This is a genomic window from Streptomyces sp. NPDC058457, assembly GCF_042720695.1.
Classification (GTDB): domain Bacteria; phylum Actinomycetota; class Actinomycetes; order Streptomycetales; family Streptomycetaceae; genus Streptomyces.
Map to the genome: position 1 here is coordinate 133,842 of NZ_JBHXLU010000001.1, position 20,690 is coordinate 154,531.

Genomic DNA, 20,690 nt, shown 5'->3' on the forward strand with positions numbered 1-20,690 from the left:
AAACCAAATTCTAGGCAATGAACCCTGAAATCCGGCCGAACGGCATGGTGAGGGAAATAACAGGGGCTTCGCATATGGCAATTCACAGCGCGTCCGCATGAATGGAATGGGTCCCCTCCGGCTATGGCAACACCCCCGTCCGACGAGCCGCCGACACCGCCTCCCCCCGGGTGTGTGCGCCCAGCTTCCGCATCGCCGAGCGCAGGTAGCCCTTGACCGTCTCGGGCCGCAGCCCCAGCCGCTCGGCCACCGCCGCGTTGGTCGCCCCGGCCGCCACCCACGCCAGCACGTCCAGCTCCCGGGGCGCCAGCACCGCTTCGGCCTCCCGGGCCGGCGCGGTCAGCAGCCCGCAGGCCGCGAGCAGTTCGGCGCGCAGCCCCGGGTCGGTGATGCGCGGCGCCAGGGCCCGCAGCGCGGCATGCGCCTCCCGCACCTGCTCCCAGGCGGCCCCCGGATCCGGTACGACGGCGGGTGCCGGCCGCGCCGCCGCCAGCAGCCCCCTGGCCTCGTCCTGGACGACCAGCGCCTGCTCCACGTCCCGGGCCGCCGCCACCGCCGCGCCCAGCGTGCGGTCGCCCAGCGGCTGGGCGGTGCGCAGCGCGCCGTACAGCACGCCCCGCACCCGGCGTCGCACCACCACCGGTACCGCGAGCACCGAGCGGAGGCCCTCGGCCGCCACCGGGATGTCGTACTCGTGGCTGATCTGCCGGGAGGCCGAGTAGTCGACGACCGCGCAGGGGCGGGCCAGGGCGACCGCCTTGCCGCCCAGGCCGTTCCCGGAGGTGACCGCGAGCGAGCGCAGCGACGCCGTGTTGGTGCCGGTCAGCTCGCTGATCCGGACCTGTGTCCGGCCCGCCTCGACCAGCCCGCCGAAGGCGATCGGCAGCCCGGTGGTGCGCCGGAGTCTGGACAGCGCACCGCGAATCTCCACCGCCCCCGCGACCTCTGCTGCCACCTGTCCTGCCCCTTCGACCCCGGCCTTGTGCTGTCCACACCCCCGTTCGGGGGTAGTGAGACCTGCATCACGGATTACACGATGCCAGAGAGCCGCCCGGCAATGGTCCGGTACTGAAGGAGACGCGTATGACGAGTGCGACGGAGGACTTCCGCAGGGCACGGGACTTCCTGCTGGAACACCGTGCGGACTACGCCACCGCCTACGAGGGCTTCGCCTGGCCGCGCCCGGACCACTTCAACTGGGCGCTGGACTGGTTCGACGTCATCGCCGAGGGCAACGACCGCACCGCCCTGCACATCGTCGAGGAGGACGGCAGCGAGACGAAGCTGTCCTTCGCCGAGCTGTCCGAGCGCTCCGACCGGGTCGCGGGCCACCTGCGTGCGCGAGGCGTCCAGCCGGAGGACCGCATCCTGGTCATGCTCGGCAACCAGGCCGAGCTGTGGGAGACCGCGCTGGCCGCGATGAAGCTCCGGGCCGTGGTCATCCCGGCCACCCCGCTGCTCGGTCCGGCCGACCTGCGCGACCGGGTCGGCCGGGGCCGGGTCAAGCACGTGATCGTGCGTGCGGAGGACGCCGCCAAGTTCACCGAGGTGCCGGGCACGTACACCCGGATCGCGGTCGGCGGCCTGCCGCCGGCGGAGGCCGGCGTCTGGGAGCCGTACGAGGACGCGTACACCGCTTCCTCCGACTTCGTGCCCGACGGCCCGACCCTCGCCGACGACCCGCTGATGCTCTACTTCACCTCGGGCACCACCGCCCGCCCCAAGCTGGTCGAGCACACCCACACCTCGTACCCGATCGGGCACCTGGCGACCATGTACTGGATCGGCCTCAAGCCCGGTGACGTACACCTGAACATCTCCTCGCCGGGCTGGGCGAAGCACGCCTGGTCGAACCTCTTCGCCCCCTGGAACGCGGAGGCGACGGTCTTCATCCACAACTACTCACGGTTCGACGCGGGCCGGCTGATGGCCGAGATGGACCGGCACGGGGTGACGTCCTTCTGCGCCCCGCCGACGGTGTGGCGGATGCTGATCCAGGCCGACCTGACCCAGCTGCGGACGCCGCCCCGTGAGGTGGTGGCGGCGGGCGAGCCGCTCAACCCCGAGGTGATCGAGCAGGTCCGGCGGGCGTGGCAGGTCACGATCCGGGACGGGTTCGGGCAGACGGAGACGGCCGTGCAGGTCTCCAACAGCCCCGGCCAGCCGCTGAAGACGGGGTCGATGGGGCGCCCCAGCCCGGGGTACCGGGTGGAGCTCCTCGACCCGGTGTCGGGTGCGCCGGGTGCGGCGGAGGGGGAGATCGCGCTCGATCTGTCGGTGCTGCCGGTAGGCCTGATGACCGGCTACCACGGCGACGCGGACCGTACGGCGGAGGCGATGGCCGGCGGTTACTACCGCACCGGTGACATCGGCTCCCGCGACGAGGACGGCTACATCACGTACGTCGGCCGTGCGGACGACGTGTTCAAGGCCTCCGACTACAAGATCAGCCCGTTCGAGCTGGAGAGCGCGTTGCTGGAGCACGAGGCGGTGGCCGAGGCGGCCGTCGTCCCGGCGCCGGACGAACTGCGCCTCGCCGTGCCCAAGGCGTACATCGTGCTCGCGGCCGGCTGGGAGCCGGGCCCGGACACGGCGAAGGTGCTGTTCGAGCACTCACGGCAGGTCCTCGCGCCGTACAAGCGGATCCGGCGGCTGGAGTTCGCCCCGCTGCCCAAGACGATCTCCGGGAAGATCCGGCGGATCGAGCTGCGCGAGGCCACGGCCGCCGGTTCGGCCGGCGAATACCGCGAGGAGGACTTCCGGTGAGCTCGTCGTACACACACGGCACGAGCGGCACCACGCTGCTCGGCGACACCGTCGGGGCCAACCTCGACCGGGCCGTCGCGGCCTGGCCGGACCGCGAGGCGCTGGTGGACGTACCCACCGGCAGGCGCTGGACCTACGCCGAATTCGCCGCCGACGTCGACCGGTTGGCCTACGCGCTGCTCGCGAGCGGCGTCGCCAAGGGCGACCGGGTGGGCATCTGGGCGGTCAACTGCGCCGAATGGGTCCTGGTGCAGTACGCCACCGCCCGGATCGGCGCGATCATGGTCAACATCAACCCGGCCTACCGCACCCACGAGGTCGAGTACGTCCTCAACCAGGCGGGGATCACCCTGCTGTTCGCCTCGCTCCGGCACAGGACCAGCGACTACCGGGCGATGGTGGAGGAAGTACGGGGCAGGTGCCCCGAGTTGCGGGAGACCGTGTACATCGGGGACCCGAGCTGGGACGCGCTGGCCGCGCGCGGAGCGGCCGACCGGAGCACCGAACTGGTCGCCCGCGAAACCGAGTTGTCCTGCGACGACCCCATCAACATCCAGTACACCTCGGGCACGACCGGCTTCCCGAAGGGTGCCACCCTCTCCCACCACAACATCCTCAACAACGGCTACTTCGTCGGGGAGTCGATCGCCTACACCGAGCAGGACCGGATCTGCATCCCGGTCCCCTTCTACCACTGCTTCGGCATGGTGATGGGCAACCTGGCCGCCACCTCGCACGGCGCCTGCATGGTGATCCCGGCCCCGTCCTTCGAGCCGAAGGCCACCCTGGAGGCGGTCCAGCAGGAGCGCTGCACCTCGCTGTACGGCGTCCCGACCATGTTCATCGCGGAGCTGAACCTCGCCGACTTCGCGTCGTACGACCTCTCCACGCTGCGCACCGGCATCATGGCGGGCTCGCCCTGCCCGGTGGAGGTGATGAAGCGGGTGGTCGCCGAGATGCACATGGCGGAGGTCTCCATCTGCTACGGCATGACGGAGACGTCCCCGGTCTCGCTCCAGACCCGGATCGAGGACGACCTGGAACACCGCACCGGCACGGTCGGCCGGGTGCTGCCGCACCTGGAGGTCAAGGTCGTCGACCCGGCCACCGGGGTCACCCAGCCCCGGGGCGCGGCGGGTGAGTTGTGCACCCGTGGCTACAGCGTGATGCTCGGCTACTGGAACGAGCCCGAGAAGACGGCGGAGGCCGTCGACCCCGGGCGCTGGATGCACACCGGCGACCTGGCGATGATGCGTGACGACGGGTACGTCGAGATCGTCGGCCGCATCAAGGACATGATCATCCGGGGCGGCGAGAACATCTACCCGCGCGAGATCGAGGAGTTCCTCTACGCCCACCCCAAGATCCGGGACGTCCAGGTGGTCGGGGTACCGCACGAGAGGTACGGCGAGGAGGTCCTGGCCTGCGTCATCCCGCACGACCCGGCCGACCCGCCGACCCTGGACGAACTGCGCGCCTTCTGCGAGGGCCGCCTGGCCCACTACAAGGTACCGAGCCGACTCCAGATCCTGGCCGACTTCCCGATGACGGTCTCGGGAAAGGTCCGCAAGATCGAACTGAGGGAGACGTACAGCACCAGCGCCCCGTAACTACCAGCGCCCCGTAAGTCTCAGCGCCCCGTAAGGGGCGCGGGGAACTGCGCGACAAGCCCCCACCGGCCCGCAGGTGCTCACGTACCTGAGCCACGCAGTTCATCGGCGCAACCATTCACCGGCTGCGGCGTCCCCGTGAAGTCCAGCACGAACAACGGCACCCCCAACGCGTCGGCCCGCTCACGTGCCTCCTCGGCGTACCCCGCAAGGGAGAAGTACACGCACCCCGAGTCCTCCGTCATCGCCGTCAGCCACAGGCACTCCACGTCCCGCCGCGAGGCCGGCTGCACGGTCGGGTCCACCTGGGCCACCAGCCCCCGGGCGGCCAGGCCGATCCCGGACGGCGGCCGCTGGTCGGCGCGGCGGATGTCCCGGTAGCCGAGCCAGCGCAGATAGAGCGCGGCCGCGGTGACCGCGTCACGGGCGGTGCGGATCGTCACGGGATGGAACGCGGGCCGGGGCTCGGGGGCCGGCGGGGGCGCGGACCCGGGGCCGGCGACCGCGATGCGCAGCACCGCCCCGCACGGGCAGCCCAGCTCCGGCTGCGGCCACTGGTCCCGGCGGCCGCAGGAGCCGCAGCTCACCGTCACCCAGTCGGCGTCCCAGGCGCGGTGTGCCACCGGCGTCGGCCCGGCCGTGTCGTCGAGGCTCGGGGTGACCGGCGCGCCGCAGGCGCAGGGGTAGGACGGCGCGGTGTAGACGTGCTCGCGCCGACAGGCCGGACAGCGCACCGGCACGCTCTCGGACATGGCCCCACCTCAGGCGTCGCGTCGCTTCAGCCGTCCCATGGTGCTCCCGCCGGGGCCCGGTTGTCCGTCCCTTGACTACGTTCGTCCCCGCACCTACATTGATTTCAGATAGTAGAAGTTATTTTCCGTAATACGGAATTATGCTCACCGCGGGGCGCGCCGGGAGCAGGCATCCGACAGCCGAAAGCAGGAGTTCTCGATGGCTCGTATGACCGCTGCCCGCGCGGCAGTTGAGATCCTCAAGCGGGAGGGCGTCACCGATGCGTTCGGTGTGCCCGGCGCGGCGATCAACCCCTTCTACTCGGCGCTCAAGGCCTCCGGCGGCATCCACCACACCCTCGCCCGGCACGTCGAGGGCGCCTCGCACATGGCCGAGGGCTACACCCGTACGCGCCCCGGCAACATCGGCGTCTGCATCGGCACCTCCGGCCCGGCCGGCACCGACATGATCACCGGCCTGTACTCGGCGACCGGTGACTCCGTCCCGATCCTCTGCATCACCGGCCAGGCCCCGACCGCGGTGATCCACAAGGAGGACTTCCAGGCCGTCGACATCGCCTCGATCGCCAAGCCGGTCACGAAGATGGCCGTCACGGTGCTGGAGGCGGCCCAGGTCCCGGGCGTCTTCCAGCAGGCCTTCCACCTGATGCGCTCCGGCCGGCCGGGCCCGGTCCTGATCGACCTGCCGGTCGACGTGCAGCTCACCGAGATCGAGTTCGACCCGGAGACGTACGAACCGCTCCCGGTCTACCGGCCCGTCGCCACCCGCGCCCAGATCGAGAAGGCGATCGGGATGCTGAACGCGTCCGAGCGCCCGCTGATCGTCGCCGGCGGCGGGGTCATCAACGCGGACGCCGCCGAACTCCTCGTCGAGTTCGCCGAGTTGACGGGCACTCCGGTGGTCCCGACCCTGATGGGCTGGGGCCTGCTCCCCGACGACCATGAGCTGAACGCCGGGCTGGTGGGCCTGCAGACCTCGCACCGCTACGGCAACGCGACCTTCCTGGAGTCCGACTTCGTCCTCGGCATCGGCAACCGGTGGGCCAACCGCCACACCGGCAGGCTGGACGTCTACACGGCGGGCCGGACGTTCGTCCACGTCGACATCGAGCCCACCCAGATCGGCAGGATCTTCGCCCCGGACTACGGCATCGCCTCCGACGCCGGGGCGGCCCTGGAGCTGTTCGTCCAGGTGGCAAGGGAGCTGAAGGCGGCGGACGGCCTCCCCGACCGCGCGCAGTGGGCGGCCGCGGCCCAGGAGAAGAAGGCGACCCTCCAGCGCCGTACGCACTTCGACGACATCCCGATCAAGCCGCAGCGCGTCTACGAGGAGATGAACAAGGCCTTCGGCCCGGAGACCCGGTACGTCTCCACGATCGGCCTCTCGCAGATCGCCGGCGCCCAGATGCTGCACGTCTTCAGGCCCCGGCACTGGATCAACTGCGGCCAGGCGGGCCCCCTCGGCTGGACGATCCCGGCCGCGCTGGGCGTCGCCAGGGCGGACCCGGAGGCGTCCGTCGTCGCCCTCTCCGGCGACTACGACTTCCAGTTCATGATCGAGGAGCTGGCGGTCGGCGCGCAGCACAAGATCCCGTACGTCCACGTCCTCGTCAACAACTCCTACCTGGGCCTGATCCGTCAGGCGCAGCGGGCGTTCGACATCGACTTCCAGGTCAAGCTGGAGTTCGAGAACATCAACTCGCCCGAGCTGGGCGTCTACGGCGTCGACCACGTCAAGGTCGCGGAGGGCCTGGGCTGCAAGGCGATCCGGGTGACGGACCCGGCGGAGCTGGGCGCCGCCTTCGAGGAGGCCAAGAAGCTGGCCGCCGAGCATCAGGTGCCGGTGGTCGTGGAGGCGATCCTGGAGCGGGTCACCAACATCTCCATGTCGACCACCAACGACATCTCCGACGTCGTCGAGTTCGAGGAGATCGCGACCGAGCCGGGGCACGCCCCGACCTCGATCAGGACGCTGAAGGTCTGAGGCTGCTGAAGGTCTGAGGCTTCGGATCAGCACCCCTGGAGGACGAACCCTGCCCAGTACTCCGGCCCGGCGTAAGGCCGCCCGCCCAGGAGCGTCCGCAGCCGGGGCCGACCGGGGCCGCGGCCCCGCGTCACGGACTCGGGAGCCCTCAAAGGCCCCTGGCCGCGCGCTGCTCGCAGTGCGGGGCGCGCGCGGCCAGGTAACGCCGGGCACCCCACCAGGATCTCGACGGCGTGCTGGAGGTGGTCGCGGACGGCGGGGGCGTCCTCGGCGGCTCCTTCGGCCCTCGCCTGTTCGGCGGCCCGGAACAAGGCGTACGCGGTGAACCGGTAGCGACCCTCGTGCTCCAGCCCCGCCAGCACCGGGTCGTCACGCACCCCGTCCGCGCCCTCCGCGCCCGGCACGAAGTCCCGGTGCGCGAGTTCGCCGCCCGCGTTCCGCCATGCCGACAGTGCGATGCCCGACGCCAGGCTCACCCCCTCCCAGTCGTCGAGCTCGCGGCACACCCGTCGGGCTTCGTCCGCCGCGGCCGGCGCGTCCCCCGGCCGGGTGCCGGGAGTGAGGACCTTGAGGGCCTGGAACGGCAGGGCCCGGGCCTCGCGCCGGTCGGCCTCGCCGCCCGACTCCTCTGCACGCCGCATGAGCGCCTGCGCCAACTGGCGTTGCACAAAGGCAAGTTCGTGCGGATGACTGTGTTCGCCGTGGACGTCTGCCGAACGGCGGGCGCACTCCACGGCCCGGTTGAGGAACAGCTCGCGGTCCTGCGGGAAGCGGTGGGCGCCGGTGTGGTACAGGCTCGTGAGGTTGTAGCGGATGCGGCCCGGCAGGGCCGGCTCGGCGTGGGGCGGCAAAGCCTTCAGTGCATCGACATAGCAGCGCGAGGATGCCTCGAACTGCTCCCGGCCCGCTGGGGCCGGGGCTCCAGCGGTGACGAGCCGGTGCAGGGCAAGTCCCTTGTCGGCGGCCGTGAATGCGTGGTCGACCGCGTTCCGCTCGGGCGAGCGGTGGGTCAGGGCGGCCTGGCACTCCGCCAGAGCCCGGCGGGCGTCGGCCTCCTCGTCGCCGACACGGTCCAGGAGCACCACGGCGAGGTTGGTCCGGCTCAGCGCGGCCTGCTCCGGAGCCGGAAGCCCGTCCCAGAAACGGATGGCCTCCTCAAGGAGGGTGATCGCGCGGTCGATCGATTCCGTGCGCTCGCGCGTTGTGCGTAGGACGGCCGTTCGCGCGAGGGTCTCGAAGATCGGGACTTACCGGTGCGGAGCCCGCCGCCCCCGTGCCGGCGGGCTCCGTATGACGTGAATATGCCCCCCGACTGGGGCGGTTGAAGCATGCGCGACAACGTTCAGAGCTTTATTTGAGGATCGGCCGGAAGAGTTCTCCTGGTACGTCAGCTTTCGGGATGCTCGGTCAGCCCCGGCCAGTCGTCCGGGCCGCCGCCCTGCCATTCGATGAGGTCGCTCTCCTCGACCTCGATCCGGTCCAGGTCGGCCATCCGCAGGATCTCGACCACGTCGTCGAGGTGGGAGGCGATCCCGAGGGTCACGTCCCCCTCGGTGACCCGTCGGGAGCCGTCCAGGGCGGGCGCGTGCACGACGATGTGCGGGAACTCCGTCGGTGGATGTGCAGTCATGCCTTCAGCGTGCTGCGCGACGGGCGAATGTGCACGCCGGGGTGTTGTCAGACCCGCCCCGCACAATTCCCGCGTGACGACGAGAAGCGACATGACACTGGAGTGGCACCTACGAGACGTAGTGGCCGAGGCGGTGGTCGACGCGACCGTGGACGCCGCCGTGACTGCGGTCCTGCGGCACATGCACAGCGGCAGGAGCCGTCAGCGGCGGGGCGGCAGAGAGCTGGTGCGGCTCCTGGAGGAGGCCCGGGGCGCTGCGGCGGCAGCCGGGGAGTGGCAGGTCGTACGGCTCGTGCAGGACGCGATCGAATACGCGGAGGGGCGCATCCTCAGGCCTGACTTCGAGGATCGGTATCGGCTGTTCGGGGACGGGCAGCGAAGAGAGTCGCACACGGGCTTCCTCGGCGGCACGATGAAGGCAATGCACCAATGGCTGGTCGACAGCGGACGAGAGTTCCTGGCGGACCGTCCTGACGCGGGGGTCGAGGAGTTCCTGGAGCATTTCCGCGCACAGGGCGAGGACGCGATGTTCCTGCAGGCTCCTGAGGAACGTCCCGGGCGCTATGTGATCCCGCGAGGCCAGGCCGAGACGACGCTGTGGCTGGAGCGGATCATCCGTAGCAGGAGGGTCGACATCGAGGATCCCGCCGCGCAGGCCCGGAGGATCGCTGCCTCGCCCGAGGCCTTGGCCCTGCTGGCCGCCGATGACCAGGGGCTGCTCCTTCTCCAGGCCGCTGAGCTGCGCAGACGTGCCGTCCGGCTCAAGGAGTTGCGCACTGTGGTCCAGGACGGCGCGGCGACGGAGGCTGATCTGCAGCGGGCGCTGGACGGGCAGTACTGGATCTTCGGCGGCCGGTTCGTGGGCGAGGCGGCGCAACGGCGGCTCGTGCCGGGAGACGAACTCGACATCCCGTTGATACGCGGCGACGGCGCGCTTCATGTCGTCGAACTCAAACGCGCCATGAGCCTCAAGTCGCCCCTGGTCAAGCGACACCGCAATGCCTGGGTGCCGGCGGCGCAGGTGAACGAGGCCTTCGGCCAGGCCATCAACTACCTCACCGGCCTGGACGAGAACCGGGAACGCATCCGCACCGAGCTGGGCATCGAGACCCGCCGGGCCAGTGCCCTCGTCCTCGTCGGCCACCCCGCGCTGCACCCGGATGTTCCGGAGGAGGAGATCAACGAGGCGTTGCGGACGTTCAACTCGCACATCGCCAGAGTCGAAGTGCTGACGTACAAGGAACTCCTGGACAACGCCGAGCGCTCCCTCGCCGGGGATTCCCCGGTCTAGGGAGCGCCCGGGACTGTGGCCGTCCGACGGCGCGAGGCTGGGCGCGACAGGACGTTCGCGCCGCCGGACGGGGTTCGGGGGGTGTGGCTGGGACCGCGGCGGGTGCGACGGAACCGGGGGTGTTCCTCCCTCTGGTCGGGAGGAGCGCCCGGTTCCTTCACCACCGCACTGGCTCGCACGCCGCCGCGGTCCTCGCCCAGCCCGCGCACCGACACCGACCGGCCACCCCTCATCGGGGCCGTTCGGCCGCCGCGGGCCGTCTGTGGGCTCAGTCCCCGCGCAGGGCGCGGACCGCCTCCACCACGCGCCTGCCGTCCTCCGGGTCGGCGGCGTGGAAGTGGGCCAGGTTCTTCTCGATCACGTCGTCGCGGGAGACGGAAATTCACTTCCGCTTCGTGGAGCCTGGGATCGGGTCGGCCGGGTCGTCAACGGTTTGTCGAATTGGTTTCCGGGCGGCGCCGGTGCCTGGGCGCGACAGGACAGTTGTCGGCGCCGGTGCCGCCCGGAAGTCATGGGGGCCGGCTCAGACCTGGGCGCCGGACAGGCGCTCCACCGAGCGCAGCAGCGCGGAGTGGTCCAGGCCGCCGTCGCCCTGCGTGCGCAGGGAGGCGACCAGCTGCGCCACCACGGCGCCGACCGGCAGGGCGGCGCCGACGTCGCGGGCCGCGTCCGTCACGATGCCCATGTCCTTGTGGTGCAGGTCGATCCGGAAGCCCGGCCTGAAGTCGCGGTTCAGGAAGTTGTCCCTCTTCCGCGTCAGCACGGTCGAGCCGGCCAGGCCGCCGTTCAGCACGTCCAGCGCGGCCGCCAGGTCCACGCCGGACTTCTCCAGGAAGACCACGGCCTCGGCGCACGCCTGGATGTTCACGGCGACGATCAGCTGGTTGGCGGCCTTCACGGTCTGGCCGGAGCCGTGCGGACCGCACAGCACGATGGTCCTGCCCAGCGCCTCGAAGATCGGCTTCGCGCTGTCGAAGTCGGCCTGTTCGCCGCCGACCATGATGGACAGCACGGCCTCTACGGCCCCGGCCTCGCCGCCGGAGACGGGCGCGTCGAGCACGCGGATGCCCTTGTCCCGCGCCGCCTTCGCCAGGCCGACGGAGGTCTGCGGGGTGATGGACGACATGTCGATGAGGAGGGTGCCGGACCCGGCGTTGTCGAGGATGCCGTCCGGGCCGTAGGCGATGGCCTCGACCTGTGGAGACGCTGGCACCATCGTGATGACCACGTCGGCGTCCCGCACGGCCTCGGCGATCGAGGCGGCCGCGGTACCGCCGGCGGCGGCCAGCCGGTCCAGCTTGTCCTGCTCCAGGGTGAAGCCGGTGACGTCGTAACCCGCCTTGATCAGGTTCTCGGACATGGGGGAGCCCATGATGCCGAGGCCTATCCAGGCGATTTTGGGGAGTGTGCCGCTCATAGGGGGTGCCTCTCTACCTGCTCTGCAAAGTCGGGGAGTTCAGCGCGCTTCGCGCGGGAGCCACTCGAAGGCCTCGGAGCTCGGGCGGTCGCCCGGCTTGTACTCCAGGCCCACCCAGCCGTCGTAACCGGCCTTCCGCAGCTGGTCGAGGAGGTCTTCGAGGGGAAGCGCGCCCGTGCCCGGGGCGCCGCGGCCCGGGTTGTCGGCGATCTGGACGTGGCCCGTCATCGGCGTGTACCGCTCGATCACCGACGGCAGGTCCTCGCCGTTCATGGACAGGTGGTAGAGGTCCATCAGGAAGCGTGCGTTGCCGAGTCCGGTGGCCTCGTTGACCCTGTCGACGACCTCGACGGCGGCCGGCGCCGACACCAGCGGATACCGCGGCGACTCGGGCCTGTTCAGCGCCTCGACCAGCAGCACCGCGCCGATCCGGTCGGCCGCGCGCGCCGCGAGTGCCAGGTTCTCCAGCGCCAGGGCGTCCTGTTCGGCGGGGTCCACGCCGTCGATGCGGTTGCCGTACAGCGCGTTGAGGGCCGTGCAGCCGAGCGACTCCGCGAAGCCGGCCGCGACGTCGATGTTGGCGCGGAACCTCTCCGACTCCGCGCCCGGGACCGACAGGGCGCCCCGGTCGGGGCCGGGGAGCTGCCCGGCGTAGAAGTTCAGGCCGGTCAGCCGGACGCCCGCGTCCTCGATCGCCTTCTTCAGCGCGTCGAGCTCGGAACGCTCAGGGGTGGGGGAGTCGACCCAGGGCCACCACAGCTCGACCGCCGAGAAGCCGGCCGCGGCGGCGGCCGCCGGGCGCTCCGGGAGCGGGAGTTCCGTGAAGAGGATCGACAGGTTGACGTTGAAGCGCTGCTCTGCGGCTGTGCTCGATCCAAAAGCCGGCATGGGGGTCGGCGCTCCCTTCCGCTGTCTGTATTTCCGTATTACGGAAGTTGGTTTCTGCTTAATGGAAGACTGCCCGTGACCGGGGAGAGCTGTCAAGAGCGCCCGTGCAAAACCGGCGCCCTACCCTGAAGGCATGGCTCGGTCCAACGACGAGGTGGCCGCACTGCTCCAGGAGTACGCGGACCTGATCTCGATCACCGGCGGAGACGCGTTCAAGGCGCGGGTCTACGAGAAGGCCGCCCGGTCCCTCGGCGGCCACCACGCCGATGTCTCCACCCTCGACCTCAAGGGGTTGCAGGAGATCCCGAACGTCGGGAAGTCGATCGCCCAGAAGGTCCGCGAGTACTTCGACAGCGGCGGGGTGGCCGCCGTCGAGCAGCTGCGGGCGAAGATCCCGGACGGAGTCCGGCGGTTGACGGCCATCCCCACCCTCGGCCCGAAGAAGGCCATGGCGGTCTACCAGGAACTGGGCGTCTCGTCGGTGGAGGAACTCGCCGACGCCATCCACGACGAACGGCTGCGCGACCTCAAGGGCTTCGGGCCGAAGACGGAGGAGAACATCCTCCACGGCATCGAACTGCTCCGGTCCTCCGGCGGGCGGGTGCAGATCGACGTGGCCATGGAGCTGGCCGAGGACATCGTCGGCGCGCTCTCCGCGGTGACCGGCTGCGAGCGGTGCACGTATGCCGGCTCACTGCGCCGGATGCGCGAGACGATCGGCGACATCGACATCCTCGCGGCTGCGGCGAAGCCGTTGCCGCTCATGCGGGCGTTCACCGGGCTGCCGTTCGTCACCGAGGTCATCGGGCAGGGCGAGAAGAAGACCTCCGTACGCACCAGCAGGGGCCTCAGCGTCGACCTGCGCGTCGTACCGCCGGACTCCTGGGGCGCGGCCCTCCAGTACTTCACCGGGTCGAAGGCCCACAACATCCGCACCCGGGAGATCGCGGTGCACCAGAAGCTCAAGCTCTCCGAGTACGGGCTCTTCGACGTCGGGAGCGGCGAGAAGATCGTCTCCGGGACCGAGGAGGAGGTGTACGCCCGGCTCGGCCTGCCGTGGATCCCGCCGACGCTGCGCGAGGACCGCGGGGAGATCGAGGCCGGGCTGCGCGACGAACTGCCCGAGCTGGTCACCGAGGCCGACCTCCGCGGTGACCTGCACACCCACACCGACCTCACGGACGGGCTCGCCCCGCTGGAGGAGATGGCCGAGGCGGCCGCCGCGCGCGGCTATGCCTACTACGCGATCACCGACCACGCGCCCGACCTGGTCATGCAGCGCATGACCGACGAGCGGATGCTGGCCCAGCGGGAGCGGGTGCGCGAGCTGGACGGCATGTACCCCACCAAGGGCCGGCGCGGCGGGCTGCGGCTGCTGCACGGCACCGAGCTGAACATCGGCCCGGAGGGCGAGGTGGACTGGCCGGACGACTTCCTCGCCGGGTTCGACCTGTGCGTCGCTTCCGTGCACTCGCACTTCAACCAGAGCCGCGAGGCGCTGACCCGGCGGCTCGTGCGGGCCTGCGAGAACCCCTACGTCCATGTCATCGGCCATCCCACCACCCGCCTCATCGGCAAGCGGCCCGGCATCGACGCCGACCTCGACGCGGTCTTCGCCGCCTGCGCCCGCACCGGTACGGCCCTGGAGATCAACGCCCACCCGCACCGCCTCGACCTGCGCGACGAGGACATCCTGCGGGCCCGTCTCCACGGCGTGAAGTTCGCCGTGAACAGCGATGCCCACGCCGTACCGCACCTCGCCAACATGCGGTACGGCATCGGCACCGCCCAGCGCGGCTGGCTCACCAGGGACGACGTGATCAACACCTGGCCGGAGCGACGGCTGCGGGGCTTTCTGCGCAAGAGCGGGTAGGCCGGAAGGGCTGCCCGGAAAACGGTGCCGCGCGTTAGGTTGTGCCCGTGCGATTGAGAGTGGAGTTCACGACCGAGCCCTTCGACCTCGACGAGGCCCCCGCGCACGCGCTGGTCGCCCGTGAGGTCATCGAGGCGGCCGAGCTGGACGCGGTGGACGTCGGGCCGTTCGGGAACACGGCGGAGGGCGGCTCTGACGCCGTGCTCGGCGCCGTGGACGCGCTGCTGCGCAGGGCCCTGGAGGCCGGGGCCACCCGGATCTCGCTCCAGGTCAACGTGGTGGGGGAGGGTGACGACAAGTGACCGGAAACGGGGACGAGCCCTTCATCACCGCCGTGAAGCCGCTGGTCGACGCCATGGGCGGGGAGATGCTCCCGCCCGACGAGGCGGGCCCCGACGACGTCGTGCTCGTCTGGGAGGGCGTCGACGCGGTCGCCGTACGGCTGCCGCAGCTCGCGGACTCCCTCGATCACATCCTGGCCGCCATGGAGCGCAGGCAGGGCAAGCCGCTGGCCGACCTGGACCGCAAGGCGAAGCAGGAGGTCGTGCGCATACTGGAGGCGCGGGGCGCCTTTTCCGTACGGCACGGTGTGGAGACCGTGGCGAGCGCGCTCGGGGTGAGCCGCTTCACCGTCTACAACTACCTCAACCGCGAGAAGAACTGACCCGCGGGGGTGTACCCGGGGTGCGGCCGGGGTTGTTACGCGGAATTTTCAACAAAGTGTTGACGGAGGGTTCCGGAGGGCGTTAGCTGACCGCAGCCCGTTCAGCACGAAGGCCGCCCACGGCCACGGAGGCTCCCGTGACGTCGACTTCCACGCCCCCGGGCCTGGCCCGGTTCAACGACCTGGAGGAGCACGCGGCCCTCGCCGCCCTCCACGAGGCGTGCGCCTCCACGGCCTGGGCCCGGCGCCTGCTCGCCGCCCGCCCCTACGCCACCCCGGAGGCCCTCTTCTCCGCCAGCGACGCCGCCATGGCCGAGCTGAGCACGGCGGACCTGGCCGAGGCCATGGCCGGGCACCCGCCGATCGGCCGCCCCAAGCCGGGCGACCCCACCTCGGCGAGGGAGCAGTCCGGCATGGCCGGCGCCGCGGACGGCCTCAAGGCGGAGATGCTCGAACTCAACCTGGCCTACCAGGAGAGGTTCGGCCATGTCTTCCTGATCTGCGCCACCGGCCGCACCGGCGAGGAGATGCGGGACGCGGTCAGGGAGCGGATCGGCAACCCGCCCGAGCGGGAGCGGGAGATCGTCCGCACCGAGCTGGGCAAGATCAACCGCATCCGGCTCGCCCGACTCGTCGAACAGGACGCCTGACACCATGAGCACCAGCACCACCGCCTCCGTGTCCACCCACATCCTGGACACCAGCGTCGGTCGCCCCGCCGGGGACGTCGCCGTCCGGCTCTCCGCCCGCCCCGGCCGGGAAGCGGACTGGCAGGCGCTCGGCGGCTCCGCGACCGATGCGGACGGCCGGTGCAAGGACCTGCCGGCGCTGCCGGAGGGCACCACACACGTACGGCTCGACTTCGCCGTGGAGCCGTATTTCGAGAAGTTCGAGAAGAAGCAAGCCGATGCGCAGCAGGACGCCCCCGCGAATCGGGACAGCGGACCGGCCGTGTTCTTCCCGGAAGTGGCGATCACGTTCGCCGTCGTACCGGGCGAGCACTACCACGTACCGCTGCTGCTCAACCCGTTCGGCTACTCCGTTTACCGAGGGAGCTAGCTCTATGCCTACGATTCTTGGACAGAACCAGTACGGCAAGGCCGAGAACCGGGTCGTGAAGATCACGCGGGACGGTGCCACCCACCACATCAAGGACCTCAACGTGTCCGTGTCGCTGAGCGGCGACATGGACGAGGTCCACTACTCCGGCTCCAACGCCAACGTCCTGCCGACCGACACCACCAAGAACACGGTGTTCGCGTTCGCCAAGGAACACGGCATCGAGTCCGCCGAGCAGTTCGGCATCCACCTGGCCCGGCACTTCGTGACCAGCCAGGAGCCGATCAGGACCGCCCGGATCCGGATCGAGGAGTACGCCTGGGAGCGCATCGAGGCATCCGACGCCGACCAGGGCGAGCACTCCTTCGTACGCAAGGGCCAGGAGACCAGGCTCACCCAGATCACCTACGACGGTGAGCGGTGGGAGGTCATCTCCGGCCTCAAGGACCTCGTCGTGTTGAACTCGACCAACTCGGAGTTCTGGGGCTACGTCAAGGACAAGTACACGACCCTCCCCGAGGCGTACGACCGCATCCTGGCCACCCAGGTCTCCGGCCGCTGGCGGTTCAACTGGACCGACGACGAGCAGGAGATGCCCCACTGGGAGAAGTCCTACGAGCAGACGAAGAAGCACATGCTCCAGGCCTTCGCCGAGACCTACTCCCTCTCGCTCCAGCAGACGCTGTACCAGATGGGCTCGCGCATCATCGACAACCGCGACGAGATCGACGAGGTCCGCTTCTCGCTCCCGAACAAGCACCACTTCCTGGTGGACCTGGAGCCGTTCGGGCTCAAGAACGCCACCGAGGACGGTGCCGTGTACTACGCCGCCGACCGGCCCTACGGCCTGATCGAGGCGACCATCCTGCGGGACGGCTGCGAGGCGAAGATTCCGGTGGACCTCACCAACCTCTGACCAACTCCCCACATCGGCACCCGCGGCCGGCGGGGTTCCCGCTCCCCGGCCGCGGCACTCAAATCTCCAGGGTCCTGCCGTGCCCTCTCCACAAGTCCGCTGAGCGAAAAGGACGAATCATGGCAGCAGACCAGCGCATCGTCATCGAGAACTGTTCGATCGCGACCGTCGACGCCCGCGACACCGAGTACGCCGACGGGTACGTCGTCATCGCGGGCAACCGCATCGAAGCGGTCGGCGCGGGCAGGGCCCCCGAGGGCCTGGAGAACGTCGTACGCCGTATCGACGCCACCGGCCACCTGGTGACCCCCGGCCTGGTCAACACCCACCACCACTACTACCAGTGGATCACCCGGGGCCTGGCCACCGACCACAACCTCTTCAACTGGCTGGTCGCGCTGTACCCGACCTGGGCGCGCATCGACGAGCCCATGGTGTACGCGGCCGCGCAGGGTTCGCTCGCGATGATGGCCCGGGGCGGCGTGACCACCGCGATGGACCATCACTACGTCTTTCCCAGGGACTCCGGCGACCTGTCCGGCGCGATCATCCGCGCGGCCCGCGAGACGGGCGTCCGCTTCACCCTGGCCCGCGGCTCCATGGACCGCAGCGAGAAGGACGGCGGCCTGCCCCCGGACTTCGCCGTCGAGACCCTCGAAGGCGCCCTCACCGCCACCGAGGCGACCGTCAAGGAGCACCACGACCCCTCCTTCGACGCGATGACCCAGGTGGCCGTCGCGCCCTGCTCGCCCTTCTCCGTCTCCACCGAACTCCTCCGCGAAGGCGCCGAGTTGGCCCGCCGCCTCGGGGTGCGACTGCACACCCACGGCTCGGAGACGGTCGAGGAGGAGAGGTTCTGCCACGAGCTGTTCGGCATGGGCCCGACCGACTACTTCGAGTCCACCGGCTGGCTCGGCGAGGACGTGTGGATGGCGCACTGCGTCCACATGAACGACTCCGACATCGCCGCGTTCGCCCGTACGAAGACCGGTGTGGCGCACTGCCCGTCCTCCAACGCCCGCCTCGCGGCCGGTATCGCCCGCGTTCCCGACATGCTCGCCGCCGGCGTCCCGGTCGGCCTCGGCGTCGACGGCACCGCGTCCAACGAGTCCGGCGAACTCCACACCGAACTGCGCAACGCCCTCCTCATCAACCGCCTCGGCACGCACAAGGAGGCCGCACTCAACGCCCGCCAGGCGCTGCGCCTGGGCACCTACGGCGGTGCCCAGGTCCTGGGCCGCGCAGGCCAGATCGGCTCCCTCGAACCCGGCAAGCTCGCCGACCTGGTCCTCTGGAAGCTGGACACCCTCGCCCACGCCTCCATCGCCGACCCGGTGACCGCCCTGGTCCTCGGCGCGGCCGCCCCGGTCACCGCCTCCTTCGTGAACGGCCGGCAGATCGTCGAGACGGGCCGCCTGCTGCACGTCGACGAGGACGCGATCGCCCGCGCCACGCGGGCCGAGGCCCAGCGGCTGGCGCAGCTCGCCGGGCGGTAACCCCACTTCTCCGTAAGGCACTTGAGCTCCGGTCGGGAGGGACGGCTCCCGGCCGGTGGCCGTGGACCCCGAACGAGGTCCACGGCAGCCGTCTCCCGGGCGCGCGCTGCCATGCGCGCGCCCGGGAACGGTCACCGTCATTCGGTCCCTCCCCCACTCTCGACCTCGCTTCGAGCGGGAGGCCCCCATGACCGCACGCACCACCTCCCTGAAACCCACGTCAGAGCCGACGTGCCAACCGACCGGAGGAGCCGCCCGTGTCCGCGCATCCCGTGCACCCCGTCGACGAGAAACTCCCCGCCCTGAAAATGGCCACCACGGGCCTTCAGCACGTGGCCGCCATGTACGCCGGAGTCGTCGCCCCGCCCCTGATCGTCGGCGCGGCCATCGGCCTCACCGGCACCGAACTGACCTTCCTCACCGGCGCCTGCCTGTTCACCGCCGGCCTCGCCACCTTCCTCCAGACCCTCGGCATCTGGAACATCGGCGCCCGGCTGCCGTTCGTCAACGGCGTCACCTTCGCCGGGGTCGCCCCGATGACCGCGGTCGCCGCCGCCACCCACGACAAGTCCGACGCCCTGCCGGTCATCTTCGGCGCGGTGATCGTCGCCGGCCTCCTCGGTTTCCTCGCGGCCCCCTTCTTCAGCAAGGCGGTCCGCTTCTTCCCGCCCGTCGTCACCGGCACGGTCATCACCCTCATCGGTGTCTCCCTGCTCCCGGTGGCCTTCGGCTGGGCACAGGGCCCCGACTCCACGGCGGACGACTACGGTTCGGCGAAGTACCTCGGCCTGGCCGCCGCAACTCTCCTCCTCGTCCTGCTCCTACGCCGCTTCACCCGGGGCTTCGTCAAGCAGATCGCCGTACTCGTCGGCCTGGTCGCGGGCACGGTCATCGCCATCCCCTTCGGCGTCACGGACTTCGGCCCGGTCGCGGACGCGGATGTCGTCGGCTTCCCGACGCCCTTCCACTTCGGCGCCCCGCAGTTCCAGGTCGCCGCGATCCTGTCGATGTGCGTGGTGATGGTGGTGTCGATGACCGAGTCGACCGCGGACATGCTGGCGCTGGGCGAGATCGTGGAACGGCCCGCCGACGAGCGGACGATCGCGGCCGGCCTGCGCGCCGACACCCTCGGCTCGGCGATCAGCCCGCTCTTCAACGGGTTCATGTGCAGCGCCTTCGCGCAGAACATCGGCCTGGTCGCGATGACCCGGATCCGCAGCCGGTTCGTGGTCGCGGCCGGCGGCGGCTTCCTGGTGCTGATGGGGCTGTGCCCGATGGCCGCCTCGCTGATCGCCGTCGTACCCCGCCCGGTGCTGGGCGGCGCCGGCGTGGTCCTGTTCGGCTCGGTGGCGGCCAGCGGCATCCAGACCCTGGTCAAGGCAGGCCTCGACAAGGACGAGAACATCGTGGTCGTCGCCGTCTCCCTCGCCGTCGGCATCGTCCCGATCACCGCGCCGGACTTCTACCACGCCTTCCCGGAGACGGCCCGGATCGTCCTCGACTCGGGTATCTCGACGGGCTGTGTGACGGCCGTGCTGCTGAACCTGGTCTTCAACCACCTCGGCCGCCGGCACACGGAAGACCCGCTGGGCCGTCTCGGCCGCGGGCGTACTCCCAAGCCGACTGCTGCCAAGGGATGTTGAGACTGGCGCGGCACCTTGGGAATGCGGTGGGGTGGCGGTAGGAAGTCACCGTGAGCCGACGGGGGAGTACGCCATGAACGAGTCGGGCCGTGTCGAGGCCTTCAGCGACGGTGTCTTCGCCATCGCCGTCACCCTGCTCATTCTGGACATCAAGGTACCGAAGACCGCGGAGGGCGGCAGCCTCTGGCAGGCGCTGGGCACGCAGTGGCCGTCGTACGCCGCCTACGTGGTGAGCTTCCTGGTCATCGGGATCATGTGGGTCAACCACCACCAGGTGTTCAGCTATGTCGCCCGGGTCGACCGGACGCTGATGTTCCTGAACCTGCTGGTGCTGCTCGTGGTGGCCGCGGTGCCCTGGCCGACGGCGATGCTCGCCGAGTACCTGCGCGAGGGCGCCGCCGCCTCGCACACCGCGGCGGCCGTCTACAGCCTGGTCATGGTGCTGATGGCCGCCGCCTTCCAGGCCCTGTGGTGGCACCTCACCCGTACCGGGCACCTCTTCGACGCCCGCGTCGACGCCGGGGCGGCGCGGGCGACCAGGCTCCGCTTCGCGCTCGGCTCACTCGGCTACCCCGTCACGGTCGGCCTGGCCTTCGTCTCCGCCCCGCTCACCCTGACCGCGCACGGCCTGCTCGCCCTCTACTACGGCTTCAACCAGGTACCGGTCCCGACCCGCCAGGACCCGGCCACGTCCTAGCGCC

19 protein-coding genes are annotated in these 20,690 nt (G+C 70.5%); 13 read left to right on the plus strand and 6 right to left on the minus strand.

Features of this window, described 5'->3' with window-relative positions:
- Window positions 1–121 precede the first annotated feature (121 nt).
- A complete protein-coding gene (locus ACFWPS_RS00640; RefSeq protein ID WP_383699308.1) occupies window positions 122–955 on the minus strand; it encodes a LuxR C-terminal-related transcriptional regulator in 834 nt (277 codons plus the stop codon).
- 128 nt (window positions 956–1,083) lie between these two features.
- Here ACFWPS_RS00640 and ACFWPS_RS00645 point away from each other — a divergent pair, with 128 nt between their 5' ends.
- Entirely contained in the window at window positions 1,084–2,766 is a 1,683-nt protein-coding gene (locus ACFWPS_RS00645; RefSeq protein WP_383699310.1) for an AMP-binding protein, read from the plus strand.
- Window positions 2,763–4,376 carry an AMP-binding protein gene (locus tag ACFWPS_RS00650; protein WP_383699312.1) on the plus strand — a complete coding sequence of 538 codons (1,614 nt, stop codon included), beginning with the start codon at window positions 2,763–2,765 and terminating at the stop codon, window positions 4,374–4,376. Before ACFWPS_RS00645 ends, ACFWPS_RS00650 begins: the two co-directional genes overlap by 4 nt.
- 80 nt (window positions 4,377–4,456) lie before the next feature.
- Here ACFWPS_RS00650 and ACFWPS_RS00655 read toward each other — a convergent pair whose 3' ends face one another.
- On the minus strand, window positions 4,457–5,128 hold the full coding sequence (locus ACFWPS_RS00655; protein WP_383699314.1) for a hypothetical protein: 672 nt from the start codon (window positions 5,126–5,128) through the stop codon (window positions 4,457–4,459).
- Window positions 5,129–5,327: 199 nt separating this feature from the next.
- Between ACFWPS_RS00655 and gcl the strand changes: the two genes are divergently transcribed.
- Window positions 5,328–7,112: a glyoxylate carboligase gene (gene gcl / locus ACFWPS_RS00660; protein ID WP_383699316.1), complete on the plus strand. Its 1,785-nt coding sequence runs from the start codon at window positions 5,328–5,330 to the stop codon at window positions 7,110–7,112.
- A gap of 26 nt (window positions 7,113–7,138) precedes the next feature.
- Here the strand turns inward: gcl and ACFWPS_RS00665 are convergent, their stop codons facing one another.
- Window positions 7,139–8,194 carry a hypothetical protein gene (locus tag ACFWPS_RS00665; RefSeq protein WP_383699318.1) on the minus strand — a complete coding sequence of 352 codons (1,056 nt, stop codon included), beginning with the start codon at window positions 8,192–8,194 and terminating at the stop codon, window positions 7,139–7,141.
- Between the two features lie 305 nt (window positions 8,195–8,499).
- Window positions 8,500–8,742 (minus strand): hypothetical protein, encoded by a 243-nt coding sequence (locus ACFWPS_RS00670; RefSeq protein ID WP_351708138.1) that lies wholly within the window; start codon window positions 8,740–8,742, stop codon window positions 8,500–8,502.
- Between the two features lie 73 nt (window positions 8,743–8,815).
- On the opposite strand from ACFWPS_RS00670, the gene ACFWPS_RS00675 reads away from it, so the two are divergent.
- Window positions 8,816–10,033, plus strand: a complete 1,218-nt coding sequence (locus ACFWPS_RS00675) for a Shedu anti-phage system protein SduA domain-containing protein (RefSeq protein ID WP_383699320.1) — start codon at window positions 8,816–8,818, stop codon at window positions 10,031–10,033.
- Between the two features lie 523 nt (window positions 10,034–10,556).
- Here the strand turns inward: ACFWPS_RS00675 and ACFWPS_RS00680 are convergent.
- Together ACFWPS_RS00680 and ACFWPS_RS00685 are read right to left on the minus strand one after the other, a co-directional pair.
- Complete coding sequence (locus ACFWPS_RS00680) at window positions 10,557–11,450, minus strand: 2-hydroxy-3-oxopropionate reductase (RefSeq protein ID WP_383699322.1); 894 nt, start codon at window positions 11,448–11,450, stop codon at window positions 10,557–10,559.
- Between the two features lie 39 nt (window positions 11,451–11,489).
- Entirely contained in the window at window positions 11,490–12,338 is an 849-nt protein-coding gene (locus tag ACFWPS_RS00685; protein ID WP_383699324.1) for a TIM barrel protein, read from the minus strand.
- Between the two features lie 133 nt (window positions 12,339–12,471).
- Between ACFWPS_RS00685 and polX the strand changes: the two genes are divergently transcribed.
- The 9 genes from polX (at window position 12,472) to ACFWPS_RS00730 (ending at window position 20,686) form a co-directional block, all read left to right on the plus strand.
- Window positions 12,472–14,211, plus strand: a complete 1,740-nt coding sequence (polX, locus tag ACFWPS_RS00690; protein WP_383699326.1) for a DNA polymerase/3'-5' exonuclease PolX — start codon at window positions 12,472–12,474, stop codon at window positions 14,209–14,211.
- Window positions 14,212–14,258: 47 nt separating this feature from the next.
- Entirely contained in the window at window positions 14,259–14,513 is a 255-nt protein-coding gene (locus ACFWPS_RS00695) for a hypothetical protein (RefSeq protein ID WP_383699328.1), read from the plus strand.
- Window positions 14,510–14,875, plus strand: a complete 366-nt coding sequence (locus ACFWPS_RS00700) for a helix-turn-helix domain-containing protein (RefSeq protein WP_383699330.1) — start codon at window positions 14,510–14,512, stop codon at window positions 14,873–14,875. Before ACFWPS_RS00695 ends, ACFWPS_RS00700 begins: the two co-directional genes overlap by 4 nt.
- Before the next feature lie 137 nt (window positions 14,876–15,012).
- Window positions 15,013–15,525 (plus strand): 2-oxo-4-hydroxy-4-carboxy-5-ureidoimidazoline decarboxylase, encoded by a 513-nt coding sequence (gene uraD, locus ACFWPS_RS00705; protein WP_383699332.1) that lies wholly within the window; start codon window positions 15,013–15,015, stop codon window positions 15,523–15,525.
- Window positions 15,526–15,529: 4 nt separating this feature from the next.
- Entirely contained in the window at window positions 15,530–15,934 is a 405-nt protein-coding gene (gene uraH, locus ACFWPS_RS00710; protein WP_383699334.1) for a hydroxyisourate hydrolase, read from the plus strand.
- Between the two features lie 4 nt (window positions 15,935–15,938).
- Window positions 15,939–16,850: a factor-independent urate hydroxylase gene (pucL, locus tag ACFWPS_RS00715; RefSeq protein WP_383699336.1), complete on the plus strand. Its 912-nt coding sequence runs from the start codon at window positions 15,939–15,941 to the stop codon at window positions 16,848–16,850.
- Between the two features lie 119 nt (window positions 16,851–16,969).
- The gene (locus ACFWPS_RS00720) at window positions 16,970–18,346 is read left to right on the plus strand and encodes an 8-oxoguanine deaminase (protein ID WP_383699338.1); all 1,377 of its coding nucleotides are present in this window, start codon (window positions 16,970–16,972) and stop codon (window positions 18,344–18,346) included.
- Window positions 18,347–18,654: 308 nt separating this feature from the next.
- The gene (locus ACFWPS_RS00725; RefSeq protein ID WP_383699787.1) at window positions 18,655–19,989 is read left to right on the plus strand and encodes a nucleobase:cation symporter-2 family protein; all 1,335 of its coding nucleotides are present in this window, start codon (window positions 18,655–18,657) and stop codon (window positions 19,987–19,989) included.
- Window positions 19,990–20,062: 73 nt separating this feature from the next.
- On the plus strand, window positions 20,063–20,686 hold the full coding sequence (locus tag ACFWPS_RS00730; RefSeq protein ID WP_383699340.1) for a TMEM175 family protein: 624 nt from the start codon (window positions 20,063–20,065) through the stop codon (window positions 20,684–20,686).
- Window positions 20,687–20,690 lie beyond the last annotated feature (4 nt).